Annotated in this window: 19 protein-coding genes; 14 read left to right on the forward strand and 5 right to left on the reverse strand. The window is 70.9% G+C overall.

From position 1 onward, the window contains the following. Nucleotides 1–289: 289 nt before the first annotated feature. From IEX89_RS02525 to IEX89_RS02535, 3 genes are all read right to left on the reverse strand, one after another. Nucleotides 290–2,389, reverse strand: coding sequence for an ABC transporter ATP-binding protein/permease (locus IEX89_RS02525; RefSeq protein ID WP_188909235.1), 2,100 nt, complete (start codon nucleotides 2,387–2,389; stop codon nucleotides 290–292). Between the two features lie 143 nt (nucleotides 2,390–2,532). Next, nucleotides 2,533–2,811 (reverse strand): DUF6455 family protein, encoded by a 279-nt coding sequence (locus IEX89_RS02530; protein ID WP_188909236.1) that lies wholly within the window; start codon nucleotides 2,809–2,811, stop codon nucleotides 2,533–2,535. Nucleotides 2,812–2,897: 86 nt separating this feature from the next. Next, nucleotides 2,898–4,502: an OpgD/OpgG family glucan biosynthesis protein gene (locus tag IEX89_RS02535; protein WP_188909238.1), complete on the reverse strand. Its 1,605-nt coding sequence runs from the start codon at nucleotides 4,500–4,502 to the stop codon at nucleotides 2,898–2,900. A gap of 170 nt (nucleotides 4,503–4,672) precedes the next feature. Here IEX89_RS02535 and IEX89_RS02540 point away from each other — a divergent pair, with 170 nt between their 5' ends. The 3 genes from IEX89_RS02540 to IEX89_RS02550 all read left to right on the forward strand — a co-directional run bounded on the left by IEX89_RS02540 (nucleotide 4,673) and on the right by IEX89_RS02550 (nucleotide 8,479). Beyond that, nucleotides 4,673–7,084: an ATP-dependent helicase gene (locus tag IEX89_RS02540; RefSeq protein ID WP_188909240.1), complete on the forward strand. Its 2,412-nt coding sequence runs from the start codon at nucleotides 4,673–4,675 to the stop codon at nucleotides 7,082–7,084. An 88-nt stretch (nucleotides 7,085–7,172) separates the two neighbouring features. Beyond that, complete coding sequence (locus IEX89_RS02545; protein WP_244645068.1) at nucleotides 7,173–8,039, forward strand: ATP-binding protein; 867 nt, start codon at nucleotides 7,173–7,175, stop codon at nucleotides 8,037–8,039. A gap of 122 nt (nucleotides 8,040–8,161) precedes the next feature. Beyond that, complete coding sequence (locus IEX89_RS02550) at nucleotides 8,162–8,479, forward strand: hypothetical protein (protein ID WP_244645069.1); 318 nt, start codon at nucleotides 8,162–8,164, stop codon at nucleotides 8,477–8,479. A 9-nt stretch (nucleotides 8,480–8,488) separates the two neighbouring features. On the opposite strand, the gene pyrC is transcribed toward IEX89_RS02550, so the two are convergent. Then, nucleotides 8,489–9,529: a dihydroorotase gene (gene pyrC / locus IEX89_RS02555; protein ID WP_188909244.1), complete on the reverse strand. Its 1,041-nt coding sequence runs from the start codon at nucleotides 9,527–9,529 to the stop codon at nucleotides 8,489–8,491. 304 nt (nucleotides 9,530–9,833) lie between these two features. Between pyrC and IEX89_RS02560 the strand changes: the two genes are divergently transcribed. The 9 genes from IEX89_RS02560 (at nucleotide 9,834) to IEX89_RS02600 (ending at nucleotide 18,150) form a co-directional block, all read left to right on the forward strand. Continuing rightward, entirely contained in the window at nucleotides 9,834–10,694 is an 861-nt protein-coding gene (locus IEX89_RS02560) for a helix-turn-helix domain-containing protein (protein WP_280513907.1), read from the forward strand. A 120-nt stretch (nucleotides 10,695–10,814) separates the two neighbouring features. Further along, the gene (locus tag IEX89_RS02565) at nucleotides 10,815–11,831 is read left to right on the forward strand and encodes a TRAP transporter substrate-binding protein (protein WP_188909249.1); all 1,017 of its coding nucleotides are present in this window, start codon (nucleotides 10,815–10,817) and stop codon (nucleotides 11,829–11,831) included. Between the two features lie 264 nt (nucleotides 11,832–12,095). Continuing rightward, nucleotides 12,096–12,605: a TRAP transporter small permease gene (locus tag IEX89_RS02570; protein WP_188909251.1), complete on the forward strand. Its 510-nt coding sequence runs from the start codon at nucleotides 12,096–12,098 to the stop codon at nucleotides 12,603–12,605. Next, nucleotides 12,602–13,885 carry a TRAP transporter large permease gene (locus IEX89_RS02575; RefSeq protein WP_188909253.1) on the forward strand — a complete coding sequence of 428 codons (1,284 nt, stop codon included), beginning with the start codon at nucleotides 12,602–12,604 and terminating at the stop codon, nucleotides 13,883–13,885. Before IEX89_RS02570 ends, IEX89_RS02575 begins: the two co-directional genes overlap by 4 nt. A gap of 14 nt (nucleotides 13,886–13,899) precedes the next feature. Then, on the forward strand, nucleotides 13,900–14,757 hold the full coding sequence (locus tag IEX89_RS02580) for a dihydroorotate dehydrogenase electron transfer subunit (protein WP_244645070.1): 858 nt from the start codon (nucleotides 13,900–13,902) through the stop codon (nucleotides 14,755–14,757). Further along, the gene (locus tag IEX89_RS02585) at nucleotides 14,754–15,731 is read left to right on the forward strand and encodes a dihydroorotate dehydrogenase (RefSeq protein ID WP_188909261.1); all 978 of its coding nucleotides are present in this window, start codon (nucleotides 14,754–14,756) and stop codon (nucleotides 15,729–15,731) included. The genes IEX89_RS02580 and IEX89_RS02585 overlap by 4 nt, the downstream gene beginning before the upstream one ends. Then, nucleotides 15,728–17,041 (forward strand): hydantoinase/carbamoylase family amidase, encoded by a 1,314-nt coding sequence (locus IEX89_RS02590; protein ID WP_188909263.1) that lies wholly within the window; start codon nucleotides 15,728–15,730, stop codon nucleotides 17,039–17,041. Before IEX89_RS02585 ends, IEX89_RS02590 begins: the two co-directional genes overlap by 4 nt. 85 nt (nucleotides 17,042–17,126) lie before the next feature. Continuing rightward, nucleotides 17,127–17,819, forward strand: a complete 693-nt coding sequence (locus IEX89_RS02595) for an orotate phosphoribosyltransferase (RefSeq protein WP_029031233.1) — start codon at nucleotides 17,127–17,129, stop codon at nucleotides 17,817–17,819. Nucleotides 17,820–17,838: 19 nt separating this feature from the next. Then, a complete protein-coding gene (locus tag IEX89_RS02600) occupies nucleotides 17,839–18,150 on the forward strand; it encodes a hypothetical protein (RefSeq protein WP_188909266.1) in 312 nt (103 codons plus the stop codon). A gap of 98 nt (nucleotides 18,151–18,248) precedes the next feature. On the opposite strand, the gene IEX89_RS02605 is transcribed toward IEX89_RS02600, so the two are convergent. Continuing rightward, nucleotides 18,249–18,674 carry an Lrp/AsnC family transcriptional regulator gene (locus IEX89_RS02605; protein WP_188909268.1) on the reverse strand — a complete coding sequence of 142 codons (426 nt, stop codon included), beginning with the start codon at nucleotides 18,672–18,674 and terminating at the stop codon, nucleotides 18,249–18,251. Nucleotides 18,675–18,814: 140 nt separating this feature from the next. Here IEX89_RS02605 and rocF point away from each other — a divergent pair, with 140 nt between their 5' ends. Next, nucleotides 18,815–19,789 (forward strand): arginase, encoded by a 975-nt coding sequence (gene rocF / locus IEX89_RS02610; RefSeq protein ID WP_188909270.1) that lies wholly within the window; start codon nucleotides 18,815–18,817, stop codon nucleotides 19,787–19,789. A gap of 23 nt (nucleotides 19,790–19,812) precedes the next feature. After that, complete coding sequence (gene rocD, locus IEX89_RS02615) at nucleotides 19,813–21,024, forward strand: ornithine--oxo-acid transaminase (protein ID WP_188909272.1); 1,212 nt, start codon at nucleotides 19,813–19,815, stop codon at nucleotides 21,022–21,024.

Consider the following 21,024-nt stretch of genomic DNA (forward strand, 5'->3'; position numbering starts at 1 on the left):
GATCGGTGCCGTCGCGGATAGAGGGGCGTGGGGCGGGATGCAAGGGGGGAGGATGGTGGGGGCTTCGGGGAGGATGGTGGGGGAGCCTCTCCGGCTCGCCCCCTCCGGTCCGCTACGCGGCCCACCTCCCCTGCGGGGAGATGTCGGCGGCGTGCGCTTCAGGGACGTCGGCGCATGGACGTCGATGCCGAGCGCCACCCCGGCACCGCCCCACGGGGCGGTCGGCGAGCGGAGCGAGACGGGTGGGGGCGAACGATCGCTCCAGCGGCTGCCCCTCCCCCGAGCCCCCCTACTCCGCCGCCACCTTCTCCCGCACGTCCGCCGGCTCGTACAGGCCGCCTTCGCCCATCACCATGTCGACGCGGCGCTCGTGGAAGGCGTTGAGGGTGGAGCGGTGGCCGATGGAGACGATGGTGGTGCGGTCGAGCTCGCGCTTGAGCACGCCGTAGATCGCCTCCTCCGTCGCCTCGTCCATGGCGGCGGTGGCCTCGTCCATCAGGAGCCAGTCGGGCCGGGCCAGCAGCGCGCGGGCGGCGGCGAGGCGCTGCTGCTCGCCGAGCGAGAGGGTCTGGGCCCAGATGCGGTCCTCTGAGAGGAGCGGCGCGAGATGGCCGAGGCGCACCGCCTCGAGGGCGGCGATGATGGTCGCGTCCTCGTAGACGTCCTCGCCCTCCGGATAGGCGACGGCGCCGCGCAGGGTGCCGCCGGGGAGGTAGGGGCGCTGCGGCAGGAGCATGATCGAGGCCCCGCGCGGGCGCTTCACCGCGCCCTCGCCGAAGGGCCAGATGCCCGAGATCGCGCGAAACAGCGTCGACTTGCCCGTGCCCGAGGGCCCCGCGAGCAGCACCGAGGTGCCCGGCGCGAAGGAGAGCCCCTCCGCCCGCACGATGGCCGTGCCGTCGGGCAGGCGCACGACGACGCCGTCGAGGCGCAGGTCCTCGCCGTCGTGGTCGAGGAGCGCGACCTCGCCCGTCTTCTTCGCCGCGTTGCGGGCGCGGTCGATGGAGCCCTCGAAGGAGGTGAGCCGGTCGACGACGGCCTTGTACTCGGCGAGCGTCTGGTAAGCGTTGATGAAGAAGGACAAAGCCCCCTCGACGCGGGCGAAGGCGCCCGCGGTCTGCGTCATCACGCCGAGCTGGATCGTGCCTGCGAAATAGAAGGGCGCGGCGATGACGTAGGGCACGACGGAGTTCGAATAGTCGTAGAACGAGGTGAAGGCGATGAGCCGCTTCGACACGCCGACCTGACGGAAGAAGTTGTCCATCACCAGCCGGAACTGGCGCCCCAGCGAGGCGCGCTCCGCCCGCTCGCCGCGCAGCAGCGAGACCTGCTCGGCGTATTCGCGCATGCGCGCCAGCGAGAAGCGGAAGTCGGCCTCGTACTTCTCCTGCAGGAAGTTTAGCGAGATCAGCGGCCGGCCGATGAGATGCGTCACCCAGGTGGCGACGACGGCGTACACGAGCGCGATCCAGAACAGGAGCCCCGGCACCTCGACGCTGGTGCCCGGGAAGGTGAAGTCCGCCGAGATCGTCCACAGGATCACGGAGAACGAGACCAGCGTCGAGACCTGGGCGAGGATGCCGAGCGTCAGCGAGAGCGTGAGCGAGGTGAACTTGCGCACGTCCTCCTGGATGCGCTGGTCGGGGTTGTCCGTCTGATTCCCGAACACCTGCATCCGGTACTGCGTCGCCTCCGACAGCCAGCGGGAGGTGTAGTGCTCGGTCAGCCAGGCGCGCCAGCGCATGTCGAGGGTCATGCGGATGGCGTATTGGTAGATCGCCATGGTGACGGCGATGACGACCCACATCACCCACACGGTCAGCAGCAGGCGCCAGAACTCCGCCTCGTTGCGCTCCTGGATCGCGTTGAACCAGTCGCGGTTCCAGTAGGAGAGCCGCACCGAGATCGCCACGAGCGCGAACTGCATCGTCACCACGATGGCGAGGATGCCGGTGCCGATATAGCGCTCCTGCGCGCGCACCGTCGGGAACGGCCAGATGCGGACGGTGCCGACCTCGCGGGAGGTGAAGTAGGGGTCCGTCAGGATCGTGATCTGGCGGATGACGGGAAGCCGCCCCACCGCCGCCACCACGGCGGCGAAGACGCCCGCCGCCGCCGGCATCGAGACCGGGGGCACGAACTCCGCCATGAACTCGGGCATCGCGCCGAAGGCGGCTGCGACGTAGAGCGTCGTCAGCAGCACGTGCGCGCCGGCGATGAGCGCGATCAGGATGCGGATGAAGGTCGAGACGTCCCGCGCCAGGTAGAGCACCACCGCGAGCGTGAGCGTCGCGAGCGGCACGAGGGGGGAGACGGGGATCTCGGTCATGAGCGCGAGCCCCATGAGGAGGGCGCCCGCGACGGCGAAGAGTGCGCTGGTCTTGACCATGGACATCCTGATCCGCAGCCGGCTTCACGGCGGTGGACGCGACGCGCGTGAGATGCGCGCCCATCGAAGGTTAATCCATGGCCGCCTAAACCAGAAGCGCGGAACGCCCCCTGCGCGAATCGCCGCAGGGGACGTGCCCGTTTTCAATTCCCGCGTGCGTCTCGCATATAGCCGAGATTAGCGCAGAAGAGCGGCTCCTCCACCAGGGGGTGCTCGCCCGCGAGATAGGCGGCGCAGGCGGCCTTCTCGCCGCAGGCGGCGCAGGTCGCCTCGGCATCCGCGTGCGCGGCGCGCGCCGCCTCGTCCTGCGCCTCGCCGCGCGAGACGCCGAGCCGGCGCATCATCTCCATGATCAGCAGCGTGTGCGTCTCCACCCGCGCGTGGAGCGCACCCGCGCCCGTTTCACCCTCGTTGCGTCGCATGGACCTTCCTCGAACCGCGCCCCACGCGCAGACAGGTAGGCCCGCGCCCGCGCCCCCGCCTTGATCCAGGGCAAGGGCGCGCCCGCTCAGAACCGCACCGGCCGGTGCTGGAAGGCCCAGGTCTCGGTGAGCGGCTCGCCGCCATGCGCGAGGTAGGCGCGCAGCTCGACCGGGCGGTAGGGGTCGCTCGCGTCGGTGTCCGGCACGTCGATGTCGAAGACGAGGCGCCAATGGTCGTGGCCGCGCACCCGCAGGGCATAGACGCCCGACACGGTTCCCGCGCCGGCGGCGACGATCGGCTCGACGCCGTCGCCGGAGCCGAGCTCGGCGAGGCGCCCGCCGGCGAAGTCGACGACGATCTTGTTGCCGCGCGGCGGCCGCACCGAGCCCGGCGCGCCGGGGCGCCCGAGCCGGGTCGCGACGGCGCGGCCGAGGGTCGCCTCCCGCGGCTCGTCGGCGGCCCAGTGCAGGCGATAGGCGAAGGCGCGCTCGTCGCCCGCCGCGGGGAGCCGCTCGGGATTCCAGAAGGCGACGATGTTGTCGTGGATCTCGTCGTCGGTCGGGATCTCGACGAGCTGCACCGCGCCGCGTCCCCATTCGCCCAGCGGCTCCACCCAGACGCTCGGGCGCTTCTCGTAGAAGACGCCGTCGTCCTCGAAATTGGCGAAGGCGCGGTCGCGCTTGACGAGGCCGAAGCCGCGGGGGTTCTCGTCGACGAAGCTCGAGGTGACGACGACGGGCGGATTGTTCAGCGGCCGGATCAGCCGCTCGCCGGCGCCGGTCCACAGAGCGAGGCCGTCGGAATCGTGGATCTCGGGCCGCCAGTCGGTGGCCGCGTGGCGGTTCGTCTCCGAGTACCAGAACATGGAGGTCAGCGGCGCGACGCCGAGCTGACGCACGCCCTCGCGGAAGAACAGGCGCGTGGTGACGTCCATCGTCGTCGCCGCGCCGCGGCGGATCTCGATGCGGTAGGCGCCGGCGACGCTGGGGCTGTCGAGCAGCGCGTCGATGACGAGCACGCCAGCCGGCCGCTGGTCGATCCAGAAGCTCGTGAAGCGCGGGAATTCCTCCGCGCGCCCGGCGACGGTCGTGTCGATGGCCAGCCCGCGGGCGGAGAGGCCGTACTGGTCGAACGGGTCGGAGCTGCGGAAGTAGGAGGCGCCCATGAAGGCGAGCCAGTCGCCGGGCCTGCCGTCGGCGTGCTTCACGCGAAAGCCCGCATAGCCGAGATCGGCGGGGAAGCTCTCCGCCGTGAAGCGCCCGGGCGCGAAGGAGAAGGCGTTCGGCGAATAGAGCACCGCCTGCGCGCCGGCATCGGTGACGACGCTGAGCGTCACCGGCGAGGGCGCGAACTTGTGCAGGTGGAAGAGGCCGATCGGATGGGCGTCCGCCTGTCCCGCGAACAGCGCCGCCTCCTCCCGGAAGCGGATGCGCTGGTAGTCGTCGTAATCGACGCCGGCGACGGTCTCGGCGGCGGGTGTCGGCGGCGGTACGTAGGCGCGCCCGGCGAGCTCGCGGGCCATGCGGGCGAGGCGGTCGAAATCGTAGGCGCGCGGGGGTCCGAGCGGCACGAGGCCGGCCTGGGCCCAGGCCGCACGCGGCAGCGCCGCGAGGCCGGCGAGGCCTGCGAGGCCACGCAGAAACGACCGGCGCGCGGGCGTCGGGGAGGTCGAGGAGAGCTGATCTGCCATGGGAGGTGACGCCTCGGCGCCGATTGGAGGAGAACGGCCGCGGGCTCGCGGGCGCGCTTCCATAGCCGAGGTTCTCGCGCCGCGCCACGGGGTTCGCAGAGGGGATTTCGGATACCGTGCGGCAGGCTTGCGACTCGACGCCGTTCTCGATTTGCTCCATGGTCGCGCGCATGACTCGCATCGAGGAAGACTGGCCGTACGACCCCGGCAGCGGCGCGCCCGGGCGTGATGCCGGCGCGCCGAACGCATCGTCGCTCTCCGCCCGTGCTCGCGCCGGCGCGGCCCCGCGCGCGACCTATCTCGACGGCCTCAACCCCGAGCAGCGCGAGGCCGTGGAGACGACGGAGGGGCCCGTCCTCGTGCTCGCAGGCGCCGGCACGGGCAAGACGCGCGTGCTCACCACGCGCATCGCCCACCTGATCGCGACGGGCAAGGCGCGCCCCTCGGGCATCCTCGCCGTGACCTTCACCAACAAGGCCGCGCGCGAGATGAAGGAGCGCGTCGCCGCCCTCGTCGGCGGGGTGGCCGAGGGCATGCCCTGGCTCGGCACGTTCCACTCGATCTCGGCGAAGATCCTGCGCCGGCACGCCGAGCTCGTGGACCTCACGAGCGACTTCACCATCCTGGGCATGGACGACCAGCTGCGGCTCCTCAAGCAGGTGATCCAGGCCGACGGCGACATCGACGAGAAGCGCTGGCCGGCCCGCCAGCTCGCAGGCGTCATCGACGATTGGAAGAACCGCGGGCTCGAGCCTCACCGCGTCCCGAAGGGCGAGGCCGCCTCCTTCGCCTTCGGCAAGGGCATCGCGCTCTACGAGCAGTACCAGGAGCGGCTGAAGACGCTCAACGCCGCCGATTTCGGCGATCTGCTGCTGGAGGCGCTCAGGCTGTTTCGCGAGCATCCGGACGTGCTCGAGAGCTACCAGGACCGCTTCCGCTACATGCTGGTGGACGAGTACCAGGATACCAACGTCGCCCAATATCTCTGGCTGCGGCTGCTCGCGCAGAAGCGCGCCAACCTCGCCTGCGTCGGCGACGACGACCAGTCGATCTACGGCTGGCGCGGGGCCGAGGTCGACAACATCCTGCGCTTCGAGCACGACTTCCCGGGCGCCAAGGTCGTGCGGCTCGAACGCAACTACCGCTCCACCGGCCACATCCTGGCGGCGGCCTCCCATCTCATCGCCCACAACGAGGGGCGGCTCGGCAAGACGCTGCGCACCGACGACGAGCCCGGCGAGAAGGTGATCCTCACCGGCGCCTGGGATTCGGAGGAGGAGGCGCGGCTCATCGGCGAGGAGATCGAGAGCCTGCACGGCAAGGGGCACAACCTGTCCCAGATGGCGGTGCTGGTGCGCATCTCGGCGCAGATGCGCGAGATCGAGGACCGGTTCGTGCAGCTCGGCCTGCCCTATCGCGTCATCGGCGGCCCGCGCTTCTACGAGCGCGCCGAGATCCGCGACGCGCTGGCCTACCTGCGCCTCGTCGCGCAGCCGGCGGACGATCTCGCCTTCGAGCGGATCATCAACACGCCCAAGCGCGGGCTCGGCGACGCGACGGTGCAGATCCTGCACAACCATTCCCGCGCCGCCCGCATCCCGCTGCTCCAGGCAGCGCGGTTCCTGGTGGAGACCGACGAGCTCAAGCCCAAGCCGCGCGGCGCGATACGCGAGTTCGTGCGCCAGATCGACGAGTGGGCGAAGGCCATCGACGCCCTGCCCCACGCCGAGCTCGCCCGCCGAGTGCTCGACGAGAGCGGTTACACGGAGATGTGGCAGCGCGACAAGTCGGCGGACGCGCAAGGGCGGCTCGAGAACCTCAAGGAGCTCGTGCGCTCCATGGAGGACTTCCCCGACCTCGCCGCCTTCCTCGAGCACGTGTCGCTGGTGATGGACGTCAACGAGGGCGAGGGCGAGGACAAGGTCTCGCTGATGACGCTGCATGCGGCCAAGGGGCTCGAGTTCGACACGGTGTTCCTGCCCGGCTGGGAGGAGGGTCTCTTCCCCTCCCAGCGCGCGCTCGACGAGAGCGGCCGCGCCGGGCTCGAGGAGGAGCGCCGCCTCGCCCATGTCGGCCTTACCCGCGCGCGCCGGCGCCTGATGATCTGGTTCGCCGCCAACCGCCGCATCCACGGCATGTGGAACGCCACCGCGCCCTCGCGCTTCATCGACGAATTGCCAGAGCGCTCGGTGGACGTGCGCGAGGCGCCCGCGCAGTTCTCGGGCGGCGGCTACGGCGGCTCGCGCTTCGACCAGATCGCGGCGCCCTTCGGCTCGACCTATTCGACCCCCGGCTGGCAGCGGGCGCAGGCGAACACGCGCGCCCAGGCCGAGTTCGGCGCGAGCGGCGTGGGGCGCGGCCGCGGCGGCTTCTCCGAGCCCAGGCGCGGGCCCCTCGTCATCGAGGGCGAGCTCGTGGCGAAGTCGACGGGCGCGCCCTCCGCCTTCGCGGTGGGCACGCGCGTCTTCCACGTGAAGTTCGGCCCCGGCTCCGTGGCCGCGGTGGACGGCAACAAGCTGACCGTGGATTTCGACAAGGCCGGGCGCAAGATGGTGCTCGACAGCTTCGTCGAGGCGACGTGAGCGCCGCCGCCCGAATTGCGGCGGCGGAGCGCCTCGGCTAAGCACCGGCTCTCACGATCGCCCGAGGGGGAGCGCGCGGATGCCCGACATGACCGATCAGACCAAGCTCGTCGTGCTCGCGCGCCGCATCGCGGAGGCGCTGGAGCGCCTAGCCCCGCCCCCTCCAGCACCCTTCGATCCGGCGGCGGCCGACGCCTTCGTGTGGAAGCCGGACCGGGCGCACCTCGCGCCGGTGCCGAAGGTCAACCGCGTGGCGCTGCGGCTCTTGCAGGGCATCGACCTCGTGCGCGACATGCTCCTCGACAACACGACGCGCTTCGCCCGCGGGCTGCCGGCGAACAACGCGCTCCTGTGGGGCGCCCGCGGCATGGGCAAGTCCTCCCTCGTGAAGGCCGTCCACGCCGAGGTGAACGCGAGCGGCACGGCGGAGCGCCCGCTCAAGCTCGTGGAGATCCACCGCGAGGACATCGAGAGCCTGCCCGACCTGATGGCCCTCGTGCGCGACGACCCGCATCGCTACGTCGTCTTCTGCGACGATCTCTCGTTCTCCTCCGACGACACGTCCTACAAGGCGCTGAAGGCGGCGCTGGAGGGCGGCGTCGAAGGGCGGCCGGACAACGTCGTCTTCTACGCCACCTCCAACCGCCGCCACCTGATGCCGCGGGACATGGTGGACAACGAGCGCGCCACCGCCATCAATCCCGGCGAGGCGATCGAGGAGAAGGTCTCCCTCTCGGACCGGTTCGGGCTCTGGCTCGGCTTCCACAAGTGCTCGCAGGATGAGTACCTCGCCATGGTCTTCGGCTATCGCGACGCGCTCGGCCTCGACGGTGCCGACCCCGACCAGGTGCGGCGCGAGGCGCTCGAATGGGCGACGACACGGGGCGCGCGCTCCGGGCGCACCGCGTGGCAATACATCCAGGACCTCGCGGGGCGCATGGGTCGCCGGCTCTGAGGAGGGTCGCGCGCAGGGCGCGGAAAGGCTAAGGTACGGGTTCGTATCGAACCCGGCGACATCGTGCGGGTTGATGGTGCCCGCACGCCGACCGGCGTGCTCTCGCGAAAGCACTCGCCCCCATGTACCCCTCAGCCCTCGCTTCCTTCGCCAGCTTCCAGCGTCCCTGGCTCGATCTCTGGCTCGCCTCGGCGCGCCTCGGGATCGAATCGCAGGCCGTCGTGGGGCTGCGCCTCTTCGGCATGGCGACGGGCTCCGTCCCGGCCGCTCACGAGGCGGGCCTGATGGTTCCCGAAAAGCTCGGGGCGCTCGCCGACGCGCAGTACGTCATCGCCCGCGCCGCCCTCACGGGCCGCGGCTCGTACGCGGCCGAGGACGTGGTGCGCCTCTACCGCCGGCGCGTGCGCGCCAACCGCCGGCGGCTGACGCGGCTCGGCTGACTGGCCGGCTCAGGCGGCCTCGAGCGACCAGCGCGTCTCGCCCTCGGAGAAGAGCGGCACGAGCTCGCCGTGCTCCGGCACCTCGAGCGCACGCATGACCGGGCGCGCCCGCTCGACATAGGTGACGCGCCGCTCGGACGGGGCGCGGCCGTAGAAGGCCGGGCCGTTGAGCGAGGCGAAGGCCTCGAACCGATCGAGCGCGTCCTCCTCGGCGAAGACGCCGAGATAGGCCTCGATGGCGACGGGCGCCGAGAACACGCCGGCGCAGCCGCAGGCGCTCTCCTTGTCGTGGCGCAGATGCGGCGCCGTGTCGGTGCCCAGGAAGAACTGCCGCTCTCCGCTCGTCGCCGCCTCGCGCAGAGCCAGGCGATGCTCCTCGCGCTTGAGGATCGGCAGGCAGAACATGTGCGGACGCAAGCCCCCGGCGAAGAGGGCGTTGCGATTGTAGATCAGGTGCTGGGGCGTGATCGTCGCGCCCATGCGCTCGGGATGGGCGCGCACGAAGGCCACCGCCTCGCGGGTCGTGACGTGCTCCATCACCACCCGCAGCTTCGGGTAGCGCGCCACCGTCGGCGCGAGCACGTCGTCGAGGAAGCGGTGCTCGCGGTCGAACATGTCGACGTGCGGACCCACCACCTCGCCGTGGGTGAGGAGCGGGATGCCCGCCTCCTCCATCGCCGCGAGCACGCGATCGAGCTTGCGGATGTCGCTGACGCCGTGGGCGGAATTGGTGGTGGCGTTCGCCGGATAGAGCTTGGCCGCGGTGAAGACGCCGTCCGCGTGCCCGCGCACCAGGTCCGCGGGGTCGGTGTCGTCGGTGAGGTAGCAGGTCATCAAAGGCGTGAAGTCGCAGCCTTCGGGCACGGCGGCGCGGATGCGCTCGCGATAGGCGGCCGCCATGGCGGCGCTCGTCACCGGCGGAGAGAGGTTGGGCATCACGATCGCGGCGTGGACCGTGCGCGCGGTGTAGGGCACGACGGTGCGCAGCATGGCGCCGTCGCGGAAATGGACATGCATGTCCGCCGGCTGCCGGATGGTGATCGTGCGCATGCGTCCCTCCATCATGCCCTGCCGCGAGCGCGGTCGCGGGAAACGGGACGTACGCTCTCCAGGCGGCGCCCGCAATTCGGAAAAGCCGCCGGATGAGCCCGCGGCGGCCCGCATCCCGCCGGGGACGCGATGACGGCGAGCACGACTTGCCCCCGCGCGCGGCTGCGGCCAGGATCGCCGCGAAACGAGAGATGGAGACGCGCCGATTCCGAGCCCCGAACTCCGCGCCGTCACGGACGCCGACGAGACGTCGCCCGCCCCCGAGACCGGCCAGCGCATCCGCCTCTCGGACGTCGGCGCGCGCCTGCGCGCCTTCCGCATGGGCCGCGGGCTCACGCCCGAGGACGTGGCGGCGCGCATCGGCATCTCGCGCGCGGCGCTCTACCGGGCGGAGCAGGGCCAGATCCCCAAGATCGAGACGCTGGCCGGCATCGCCGACGTGCTCGACACCTCGCTCGCGAGCCTGCTCGGGGCCGGCATCGAATACGTACCGACCGCGGTGGCCTTCTTCGAGCGTATGCGCCAGCTCGAGGAGGCCTCGCACGAGGTGGTGGGCCTGTTCGGGCCGGTCTCCTACCTTCTGACGTCGGACGCCTACGACGACATGCTCGCGGAGGTGCTGCGGGAGGGTCCGCGGGCCGGGCGCGGCCCCAACGAGAACGACGGCGCGGCGCTGGAGACGCTGCTCGGCGTCCTGCGCGAGCGCAAGGCGTGGTTTCGCGCGGCAAAGCCGGCGATCGTCAGCCTGATCTCGTCCTCCGACATCGAGCGCTTCCTCGCCCACGGCGCCGTGGGGCGCTACGACCTCGACGAGGCGACGATCCTGCGCCGACGCCGCGACGCGCGCCGCGAGGTCGAGCACATCACCGCCCTCGTCGCCGACCCGCCGTCAAACGTCGAGATCGGCATCGTGCTGGAGCCGACGCCGGCGACGACCTTCCAGATCTTCCGCCAGGCGGACCGCTCCGTGCTGGCGATCTCGCCGTTCCGGCTTGGCGAGCAGCCCAACGTCAGCCTGGGCGTCGCGCTGATCACCTCCGCCCCCGAGCCCATGGCGCTCCACGAGGAGATCGCCGCGCGGCTGCGTGCCAGCGCGCTGCAGGGCGAGGCGGCGCTCGGGCACCTGCGGGCGCTCCTGGATCGGCACGGCGTGCAGCACGCCTAGAAGATGGGCAGACATCTGCTCGTTCGCGCGTCTCATTTTTGAGACTTTTCGGTTGACAGGGGCGCGGCGACGCTCTTCCCTAGTCGCTTCCGGAGCGGAAGAAGCAAGGGAACACCCTCGATGATCTCCAGGCGCACACTCGTCCTCGCGGCCGGCCTCGCCGCCGCCATCGCCGCCGGTCCCGCGGCGGCCCAGGAATTCACCGCCCGCATCGGGCATCTCGAGTCGCCCCAGCAGGCCCGCCATCAGGGCCTCGAGATGGTCGCCGACCTCGTCGCCGAGCGCACCGACGGCGCCGTCGTGTTCGAGCTCTATCCCGCCGGCCAGCTCGGCCAGGCGCGCGAGATGAACGAGGGCGTCCAGCTCGGCGTGATCGAGGGCACCGTCTCCCCCGCGGCATTCCTCGCGGGCTTCAACCCCGCCGTCTCCATCCTCGACGTGCCGTTCGTCTACCCGGCGGACCGCGAAGAGGCGACCGCGCTGCGCACCGGCGCCTTCGGCCAGGCCGTGCTCGACAGCTTCGAGCCGCGCGGCTTCGAGGCCATCGCGATCTGGCCGAACGGGCGCAAGAGCTTCACCTCGAACAAGCCGCTCGAGAGCGTCGAGGCCTTCGAGGGCCAGCGTTTCCGCGTGATGGATTCGCCCGTCCTCATCGAGCAGTTCAACGCGGTCGGCGCTTCCGCCGTCGCCCTGCCCTTCGGCGAGCTCTACACCGCGCTGCAGACGGGCGTCGTCGACGGGCAGGAGAACGCCCTCGATACGATCGCCACCATGAAGTACAACGAGGTCCAGGAGAACCTCCTCGTCTCCGGCCACGGCGCCAACGAGGACATCGTCCTGTTCAATCCCGGCTGGTGGGCCTCGCTCCCGCAGGAATACCGCGATGTGATCGTCGCGGCCTTCGACGAGGTGCGCCCGCAGGTCGAGGAGATCAAGGAGGCGTCCCAGGAGGCCGCTCTCCAGCGCCTCACGGAAGCCGGCATGAACGTGCGCGAGCTCACCGACGAGGAGCGCGCCGCCCTGCGCGAGACGATGTATCCCCGCGCCCGCGACGCCTATCTCGAGCTCGCCGGCGAGGCCGGCCAGACCATCGTCGACACCTACGAAGAGCAGTACGCGGACGTCACCGGCGAGTGATCGCCGAAGGCGGGCCTCCTTCCCTGTAGGGGAAGGTGGCTCGGCGAAGCCGAGGCGGATGGGGCGCGCGGGACGCGCGTTCCGCGGAGCGGAAGCCTCGGTGTCCGCTCCGCACCGGTCATTTCGGCTTCGCCGAACGCTTCGCGCCCCATCCGTCACGCCGCTTCGCGGCGCGCCACCTTCCCCTACAGGGAAGGAGGAAAGTCGAGCCGCTTGAAACCGGGAGCCACCCTTCGCGGGGCCCCGAGCCGGAGACCGAGAGACGTGATAGCGTTCCTGCGGGCGATCGCGACGGTGGAGCGGGTGCTCCTCGCGTCGATCATGATCGCCATGACGCTCCTCTACAGCGGCGCCGTCCTCGTGCGCGAGGTCTCCGACGAGCTCTATCGCGAGCTCGCCTGGGTGGACGAGGCCACGCGCTGGCTGATGGTGTGGATGGTCTTCCTCGGGCTCGGCCTCGCGCTCGAGCAGGGCAAGCACGTGGCCATGACCTCGCTGCTCGCGACCTTCTCGCAGGGCACGCGGCGCATGGTGCGCCGGGCGATCGACCTCGTCGGTCTTCTCTTCTCGCTCGCCATCGTCTGGTTCGGCTGGGACATCACCCGCCTCGTGCTCGGCACCGGCCAGGTCAGCCCGACGCTGGGGCTGACGACCGCGATCCTCTATCTCGCCCTTCCCGTCGGCTTCGGCCTCCTCGCGCTGCGCTACCTCGCGGGCCTTCTCGGCATCCAGGAGCGCGCGCTGGAGCACGAGCATCCGGAGCGTCCGTCATGATCGTCGCCGGGCTCTTCGCGCTCGCGATCCTCCTCCTCGTCCTGGGCTTCGAGATGCTGCTCGTGCTCGGGCTGCCGGGGCTGATGATCAAGGAGATCTGGTTCGACCGCCTGCCGGACATCGTCATCGGGCAGAAGATCGTCGGCGGCATCAACCATTCGACGCTCCTTGCCATCCCCTTCTTCATCTTCGCCGCCGAGCTGATGGCGAGCGGGCGCATCGCGCGCGACCTCACCACGCTGGTGAAGGCCTTCCTCGGCCACCGCGCCGGCGGCATTGGCCACACCACGATCGGCGCCTGCGCCGCTTTCGGCGCCGTCTCGGGCTCCGCGCCCGCCACCGTCGCGGCGCTCGGGCGCATCATGTATCCGGAGCTGATCAAGTCCGGCTACAAGGACCGCTTCGCGCTGGGCCTCATCGTCTCCTCCGCCGAGACCGCGCTCCTCATCCCGCCCTCGATCACGCTGATCATCTACGGCTGGCTCACGGGCACCTCGATCACGGGTCTCTTCGCCGGCGGGCTCGTGATCGGGCTCGTGCTGGCCTTCGCTTTCGCGCTCTACGTGATGTGGGATTCGTACCGCATGGGCCGCGAGGCGACGCCAGCGCCGTCCCTGCGCGAGCGCATGCGCGCCACCGGCGCCGCCGGCTGGGCGCTGGGGCTGCCCGTCATCATCCTGGGCGGCATCTACGGCGGCATCTTCACGCCCACCGAAGCCGCCGCCGTGAGCGTCGTCTACGCGGTCTTCGTAGAGGCCGTGGTGTACCGCGAGCTGACCTTCTCGGGCCTCTTCGGCGTCGCGGGGCGCGCGGCGGTGACGAACACGGTGATCTTCATCCTGCTCGGGATGGGGAGCCTCGTGTCCTACTTCATCACGCTCGCCCAGCTGCCTGGGCTCGTGATCGACTTCATGCAGACGATCGAGGCGAACTGGATCGTCTTCCTGATGATCGTCAACGTGCTGTTCCTCGTCGCCGGCATGTTCATCGACCCGAACTCGGCGCTGCTCGTCCTGGTGCCGGCGCTCTATCCCGTGGCGATGACCTTCGGCATCGATCCCGTGCATTTCGGGCTGATCGTGTGCCTCAACATCTGCATCGGGATGATCACGCCGCCCTTCGGGCTCGACATCTTCGTCGCGTCCTCCACCCTCGAGAAGCCGGTTGCGACCATCATCGCGGGCGTCTGGCCCTTCGTGCTGATCAACCTCGCGACCCTGATGGTCGTCACCTACGTGCCCCAGCTCTCGACCTTCTTCCCCGAGCTGATCCTCGGCTGAGGAGAGCGCTTCCCATGATGATGCCCATGCTCGATCACGACGTCGTTCCCCCGGCGGCCCCCGCGCATCCCGCGCCGGGCCGCCCCGTGGAGCTCGAGGCGGTGGTGCGCGAGCACGTCGCCGTCAACGACGAGTACCGCTACCTCTCCCTCGACCTGCCAGAGGGCGCGCCGCACGCGAAGCCGGGGCAGTTCTACCACCTGCTGTGCCCGACAGGCGACGGGCTCGAGCCCTTCTTTCGCCGGCCGATGAGCGTCTACCGCGTCGAGCCCGAGAAGAACCGCCTCGGCTTCCTCTACAAGGTGACCGGCACCGGCACCGCCGCCATGGCGCGGCTGTGGCCCGGCGACACGTTCAACCTCTTCGGCCCCCTCGGCATCGGCTTCACCCTGCCGGCGGACAGAGCGCCGATCGTGCTGCTCGGGCGCGGCGTCGGGCTCGCCACGATGGGCCCGCTCGTGCCCTTCGCCCGCGAGAACGGGCACCGCGTCACCGCGATCCTGAGCGCGCGCGCCCCCGATCTCGTGATGTCGGTGGACGAGATGCGCGCCGCCGGCGCCGACGTGATCACCGTGACGGACGCCGAGGGCACCTCCGCCGTCCCGCACGTAGAAGGCATTCTCGAGGATCTCGTGGCGAAGGGCGCCTGCGCGGCGCTCTACGTCTGCGGCTCGAGCCGGCTTACGCGCCTCGCGCAGGCGGTGGCGGCGCGCCACGACCTGTTCGGCGAGGTCGCGCTCGAGCAGCAGATGGCCTGCGGCGTCGGCGTGTGCTTCTGCTGCGTCAGGCCCTTCCGGGAGAACGGCGAGACGGTGCACCGGCGGGTGTGCTGCGAGGGCCCGGTCTTCCCGCTGGCGGAGGCGCTCGCATGATCGATCTCTCCGTCTCCTGCGGCGGCCTCGCCCTCGCGAACCCGGTGATGCCCGCCTCGGGCACGTTCGGGCTGGAGCAGGCCGGCATCTTCGATTTCGAGCGCCTCGGCGCCTTCGTCACGAAGACGATCACGCCCGACAAGCGCATGGGCAACCCGACGCCGCGCGTGTCGGAGGTGCCCAACGGCATGCTGAATTCCATCGGCATCCCCTCGAAGGGCGCCGCCGCCTTCGTGCGTGACGTCATCCCGCGCTTTTCGCAATGGCGTCCGCCCCTCGTCGTGTCGATCTCGGCGAACACGCCCGACGCCTTCGCCGACCTCGCCCGCACGGTGAGCGTGGAGGGCGTCGCCGCGATCGAGATCAACATCTCCTGCCCGAATCTCGAGGACGACGGCAAGGCCTTCGCCATGCGCCCGGAGAGCACGCGCGAGATCGTGCGACGCCTGCGCGACGCGACCGCCCTTCCCCTCTGGGCGAAGCTGACGCCCAACGCGGGAGACGTCGCAGCGGTGGCGCAGGCGGCGCAGGACGGCGGGGCGGACGCGCTCGTCGTGGCCAACACCATCCTCGCCATGAGCGTCGACGTGACCACCCGCCGCCCCAGCCTCGGCAACGTCATGGGCGGGCTCTCGGGGCCGGCGGTGAAGCCGATCATCCTGCGCATGGCCTATCAATGCGCGCGTGCCGCGACGATCCCCGTCATCGGCTGCGGCGGCATCTCCACCGCGAGGGACGCGCTGGAATTCCTGATCGTCGGCTGCCGCGCGGTGCAGGTGGGCACGGCCTCCTTCGTCCATCCGAGCGCGCTCGTCGACGTCGTCGACGGGCTCGAGGCGCATTGCCGCGAGACCGGCATCGCACGCATCGAGGACGTGATCGGCTCCCTCGACCTCACCCAGGCCGAGCACGACATGATGGGCGGAGCCGCGCCGGCGAGCGATCCCGCGGCCTATGCGGAGGCGCACGCATGAACCTGCGCACCGACCCCGCCGCCACGGCGAGCGATCTCGCGAGCCTCGATCCGCGCGCGCTCGCCGAGCGCATCTTCGCCGATGCGGCCGCGATGTCGCCCGACCGCGTCGGCCTCTCGCGCCCGGCCTACAGCGCCGTCGAGAGCCGCATGCTCGCCTATCTCGAGGAGACCGCCCGCGGGCTCGGCCTCGAGACCTGGCGCGACCCCGGCGACAACCTCGTCGTCGCAGCGCCCGGCGACACGGACCGGGCGGCGCGGGCCGGCTATCTCGGCTCGCATGTCGACACCGTGCCGGAGGGCGGCAATTACGACGGTCTCGCGGGCGTCGTCGCGGGGCTCCTCGCGCTCCTCGCGAACGTGCGCGAGGGCACGAGCGCCGGGCGCGTGCCGCTGCGGGTGCTGGCTCTGCGCGGCGAGGAGAGCGCCTGGTTCGGGCGCGCCTACATGGGCTCGCTCGCGCTCTTCGGCCGCCTCGGCGGCGGGGCGCTCGCGGCCAAGCGCCGCGACGGCGTCGGCACGCTCGCCGATGCCATGCGCGAGACCGGGCTTCCCGTGGAGCGCATCGCGGCGGGCGAGACGCTCGTCGACCCGAAGGCCTTCGCCTTCTTCGTCGAGCTCCACATCGAGCAGGGTCCCGTGCTCGTCGAGCGCAAATGGCCGGTGGCCGGCGTCACCGGCATCCGCGGCAACATCCGTCACCGCGAGATCCGCTGCCTCGGCGAAGCCGGCCATTCCGGCGCGATCCCCCGCTGGCTGCGGCGCGACGCCGTCTTCGCCATGTGCGAGCTCGTCATGCGCATGGACGAGCATTGGGCGACGATCCAGCAGCACGGCGGCGACCTCGTGCTGACGACGGGCATCGTCCAGACGGACGCCGCCCACCACGCCATGTCCCGCATCCCCGGCGAGGTCTCCTTCAGCTTCGAGGCGCGCAGCCTCGACGCGGGCACGCTGGAAGCCGTCGAGCGCCTCGCGCACGCGGAAGCGCGCGCCATCGAGCGCGACCGCGGCGTGCGCTTCGAGTTCGACGCCCCCGTGCGCTCCGCGCCCGCGAGCCTCGATCCCGCGATCCTCCAGGCCATCCTCGCCGAGATGGAGGCGCAGGGCCTGGCGGCGGAAACCGTGCCGAGCGGCGCCGGCCACGACGCGGCCGTGTTCTCCCAGGCGGGCGTGCCGAGCGGCATGCTCTTCGTGCGCAACACCAAGGGGTCTCACAATCCACACGAGCACATGGAGATCGACGACCTCATGGTCGCCGTCGGCGTCATGAGCCGTCTGGGCCGGACGCTCGTGGAGCGCGCGAAATGATGCGTGGGCAAAGCGCACGGGGCGTTGGACGTCCCTCGGTTCAGCGGCTAGATGAGGCGCCGCGCGCCGATGGAGGGACGATCCCGTGACGAATTTCACCGACAAGGCTCTGATCGCCGAGCTCACCGCCAAGATGCTGCTCGAGGTGCAGGCGGTGCATTTCCGGGCCGACGAGCCCTTCCGCTTCACGTCGGGCTGGGCGAGCCCGGTCTACATCGATTGCCGCAAGCTGATCTCGTACCCGCGCATCCGCAACACGCTGATGGACTTCGCGGCCTCCGTGATCCTGCGCGACATCGGCTTCGAGTCGCTCGACGCCATCGCCGGCGGCGAGACCGCGGGCATCCCCTTCGCCGCCTGGATCGCCGATCGCCTGTCGATGCCCATGCAATACGTCCGCAAGAAGCCCAAGGGCTTCGGGCGCGACGCTCAGATCGAGGGCGACTTCCGCGAGGGCGCGCGCATCGTGCTCGTCGAGGACCTCTCGACGGACGGGCGCTCGAAGATCCGCTTCTGCGAGGCGCTGCGCGCCGCGGGGCTGACGGTGGAGCACACCTTCGTGATCTTCCACTACGACATCTTCCCGCAGACCAAGGAGACGCTCAGCGAGCACGGCATCACCATGCACTCGCTCGCCACCTGGTGGGACGTGCTCGCGGTGGCACGCAAGCAGGGCTACTTCGCTGCCGAGACCCTCAACGAGGTCGAGGCCTTCCTCAACAGCCCGATGGAATGGTCGGCGGCGCACGGCGGGGCGAGCAGCTTCCCGCAGAGCTGACCCTCAGGAGCAAGACACCATGCTGGACGACGTCAAGCGCATCCTCGTCGACGGTCCCCTCGGCGTGCACACCGCCGAGGAGTTCATCCAGGCCTGCCTCGCGCGCGCGGCAGGCCCCGGCGACACGGACGCCGTCCCCCTCTTCGTCCTGGCCCGCCTCGCCCAACCCTTCTGCGACTTCTACGCGGACCAGGCGCTGAGCGAGGCGACCGCGCGCGCGTTCCGCGACCGCATGGTGGCGACGATCGACGCCTGCGACGCGGCCGCCGACCCCGCCGCCCGCGACGCCGCCCTGGGGAACGCCATCCGCGAGGCGCTGGCGAGCGCCTGAGCCAGACCGCCCGCCCCGTCCTGCGCGACCCACACCCCCGACCCCTCTCCACAAGGGAGAGGGGGGAACCGCTCGCGCGTCCTCGCTACCCGCCGCCCTCACAATTCGCTGAGCCGGATGCTCGTCTCCGAATGGGCGATCCCGGGCACGGCGCGGATGTCGTTGATGACGGCGTCCAGCGCCGCGAGGTCGCCCGTGGCGATCTCGCACACGAGGTCCCAGCGGCCGTTGGTCGTGAAGATGCGCACGACGGAGGGCAGGCGCTTGAGGCGGGCGACGACGGGCTTCAGGTCGCCCGCTCGGACCTCGAGCGTCATGAAGGCGCGCACCGCCGCCGTCTCCACGTCCTCGCGCAGGCGCACGGTGAAGCCGAGGAGCACGCGCCGCTCGATCAGCTTGTCGATGCGGTTCTGCACCGTGCCGCGCGACACGCGCAGCCTCTGAGCCAGGCTCGCCACCGGCAGGCGCGCGTCCGCGCGTAGCAGCGCGATGAGCGCGCGGTCGAGATCGTCGAGGCTCTCCATGGCCGCCCTCCTCCTCCCCTCGGCTGGCAAATCGCGCAGTGCGGCTGGCGATCTGCTCGCTCGGGGGAACATGTTTGACACATCTCTGTCTTTCTGTTGAGCCACCCTCGTCGGATAGTCGGCGCGACCGGAGAAGAGACATGGCCCACCCGCTGGGGGCGATCGAGATCGCCCGCACCGAGATCACCCTGATCGGATGCCCGTTGGAGGCCGGCGCCGGCGTGCGCGGTTCCGTGATGGGGCCCGCCGCCTATCGCGTCGCGGGCCTCGTCGAGGCCCTTCGCGGGCTCGGCCACGCGGTGCGCGACGAGGGCGACATCCCGACGCCCCGCCCGGTGGGCGGGGAGACCGCGCTCAACCGCCTGGCGGAGACCTGCCGAAACGCTCGCGAGATCGCCGGCTGGACCCGCGCGATCCACGATCGCGGCTACGCGCTGATGAAGCGCGGCGGCGTGCCGGTCTTCCTCGGCGGGGACCACGCGCTGTCGATGGGCTCCGTCGCCGCGGCGGCGCGCATCGCCGAGGAGCGCGGGCAGGACCTCGTCGTGCTCTGGCTCGATGCGCACGCCGATTTCAACACGCCCGCGACCTCGCCATCGGGCAACATGCACGGCATGGCGCTCGCCTACCTCACCGGCGAGCCGACGCTCGCGCCGGTCATGGAGGACATCACCCCGGTCGACCCGACGAACGTGCATCTGTTCGGCCTACGCTCGATCGATGCGCAGGAACGCCAGATCGTCGACGAGAGGGGCGTCACCGTCTCCGACATGCGCATCATCGACGAGTTCGGTGCCGCCGCCCTCATGCGCGACTTCCTGGCGAGCCTGGAAGCGGACCGTACGCACCTGCACGTCTCGCTCGACGTCGACTTCCTCGACCCGAGCCTCGCGCCGGGCGTCGGCACGACCGTGCCGGGTGGGGCGACCTATCGCGAGGCGCATCTCGTGATGGAGCTCCTCCACGAGAGCGGCCTCGTCGCGTCCGTCGACCTCGTCGAGCTCAACCCCTTCCTGGACGATCGCGGCAAGAGCGCGCGGCTGATGACGGAGCTCGTCGCGAGCCTGTTCGGCCGCACCATCCTGGACCGCAAGCCGATCCGCGCCACGCCCTGAGGCCAGCCATGACGGAGACCGCCATGACCCACCATGCCCGCGACCTGATCGCCATCGAGACGCGCCTGGGCGCGCACAATTACAAGCCGCTCGACGTCGTCATCGAGCGCGGCGCGGGCGTGTGGGTGTGGGACGTGGAGGGGCGGCGCTATCTCGATTGCCTCTCGGCCTATTCCGCGGTCAACCAGGGCCATTGCCACCCGAAGATCCGCGAGGCGATGATCGCGCAGTCGGAGAAGCTGACGCTGACCTCCCGCGCCTTCCGCAACGACCAGCTGCCGCTCTTCTACGAGGAGATCGCGGCGCTCACCGGCGCGCATACCGTGCTCCCGATGAATTCCGGCGCGGAGGCCGTCGAGAGCGCGGTCAAGGCGGTGCGCAAGTGGGGCTACGAGGTCAAGGGCGTGCCCGCCGGGCAGGCCGAGATCGTCGTCGCGCGAGAGAATTTCCACGGGCGCACGCTCGGCATCGTGGGCTTCTCCACCGATCCCGACGCGCGCGGCGGCTTCGGCCCCTTCGCGCCGGGCTTCGTCGCGGTGCCCTTCGGCGACGCCGCCGCGCTCGAGGCGGCGATCGGGCCGAACACCGTCGCCGTGATGCTCGAGCCGATCCAGGGCGAGGCCGGCGTCGTCATCCCGCCGGACGGCTATTTCCGCCGCGTGCGCGACCTGTGCACCGCCCACGGCGTGACGCTCGTCCTCGACGAGATCCAGACCGGGCTCGGCCGCACGGGCAAGCTGCTCGCCGAGGAGCACGAGGGCATCGAGGCGGACGTGACCCTCGTCGGCAAGGCGCTCTCGGGCGGGTTCTACCCCGTCTCGGCGGTGCTCTCGAATTCAGAGGTGCTGGGCGTGCTCAAGCCTGGCCAGCACGGCTCGACCTTCGGCGGCAACCCCCTCGCCTGCGCCATCGCGCGCGCGGCGCTGAAGGTGCTCGTCGAGGAGGGCATGATCGAGAATTCCGCCGCCATGGGCGCGCGCATGAAGGCGGGGCTCGAAGCCATTCGCTCGAACCTGGTGCGGGAGGTGCGCGGGCGCGGGCTGATGCTCGCGGTGGAGCTGCATCCCGAGGTCGGCGGCGCGCGGCGCGTCTGCGAGGCCCTGCGCGAGCGCGGCGTTCTCGCCAAGGACACGCACGAGCACACGATCCGCCTCGCGCCCCCGCTCGTCATCACGAGCGAGGAGGTCGACATGGCGGTCGACGTCATGGGCGAGGCGCTGCGCGCGGTCGCCTGA

This window comes from Salinarimonas ramus (assembly GCF_014645695.1).
Classification (GTDB): Bacteria; Pseudomonadota; Alphaproteobacteria; order Rhizobiales; family Beijerinckiaceae; genus Salinarimonas; species Salinarimonas ramus.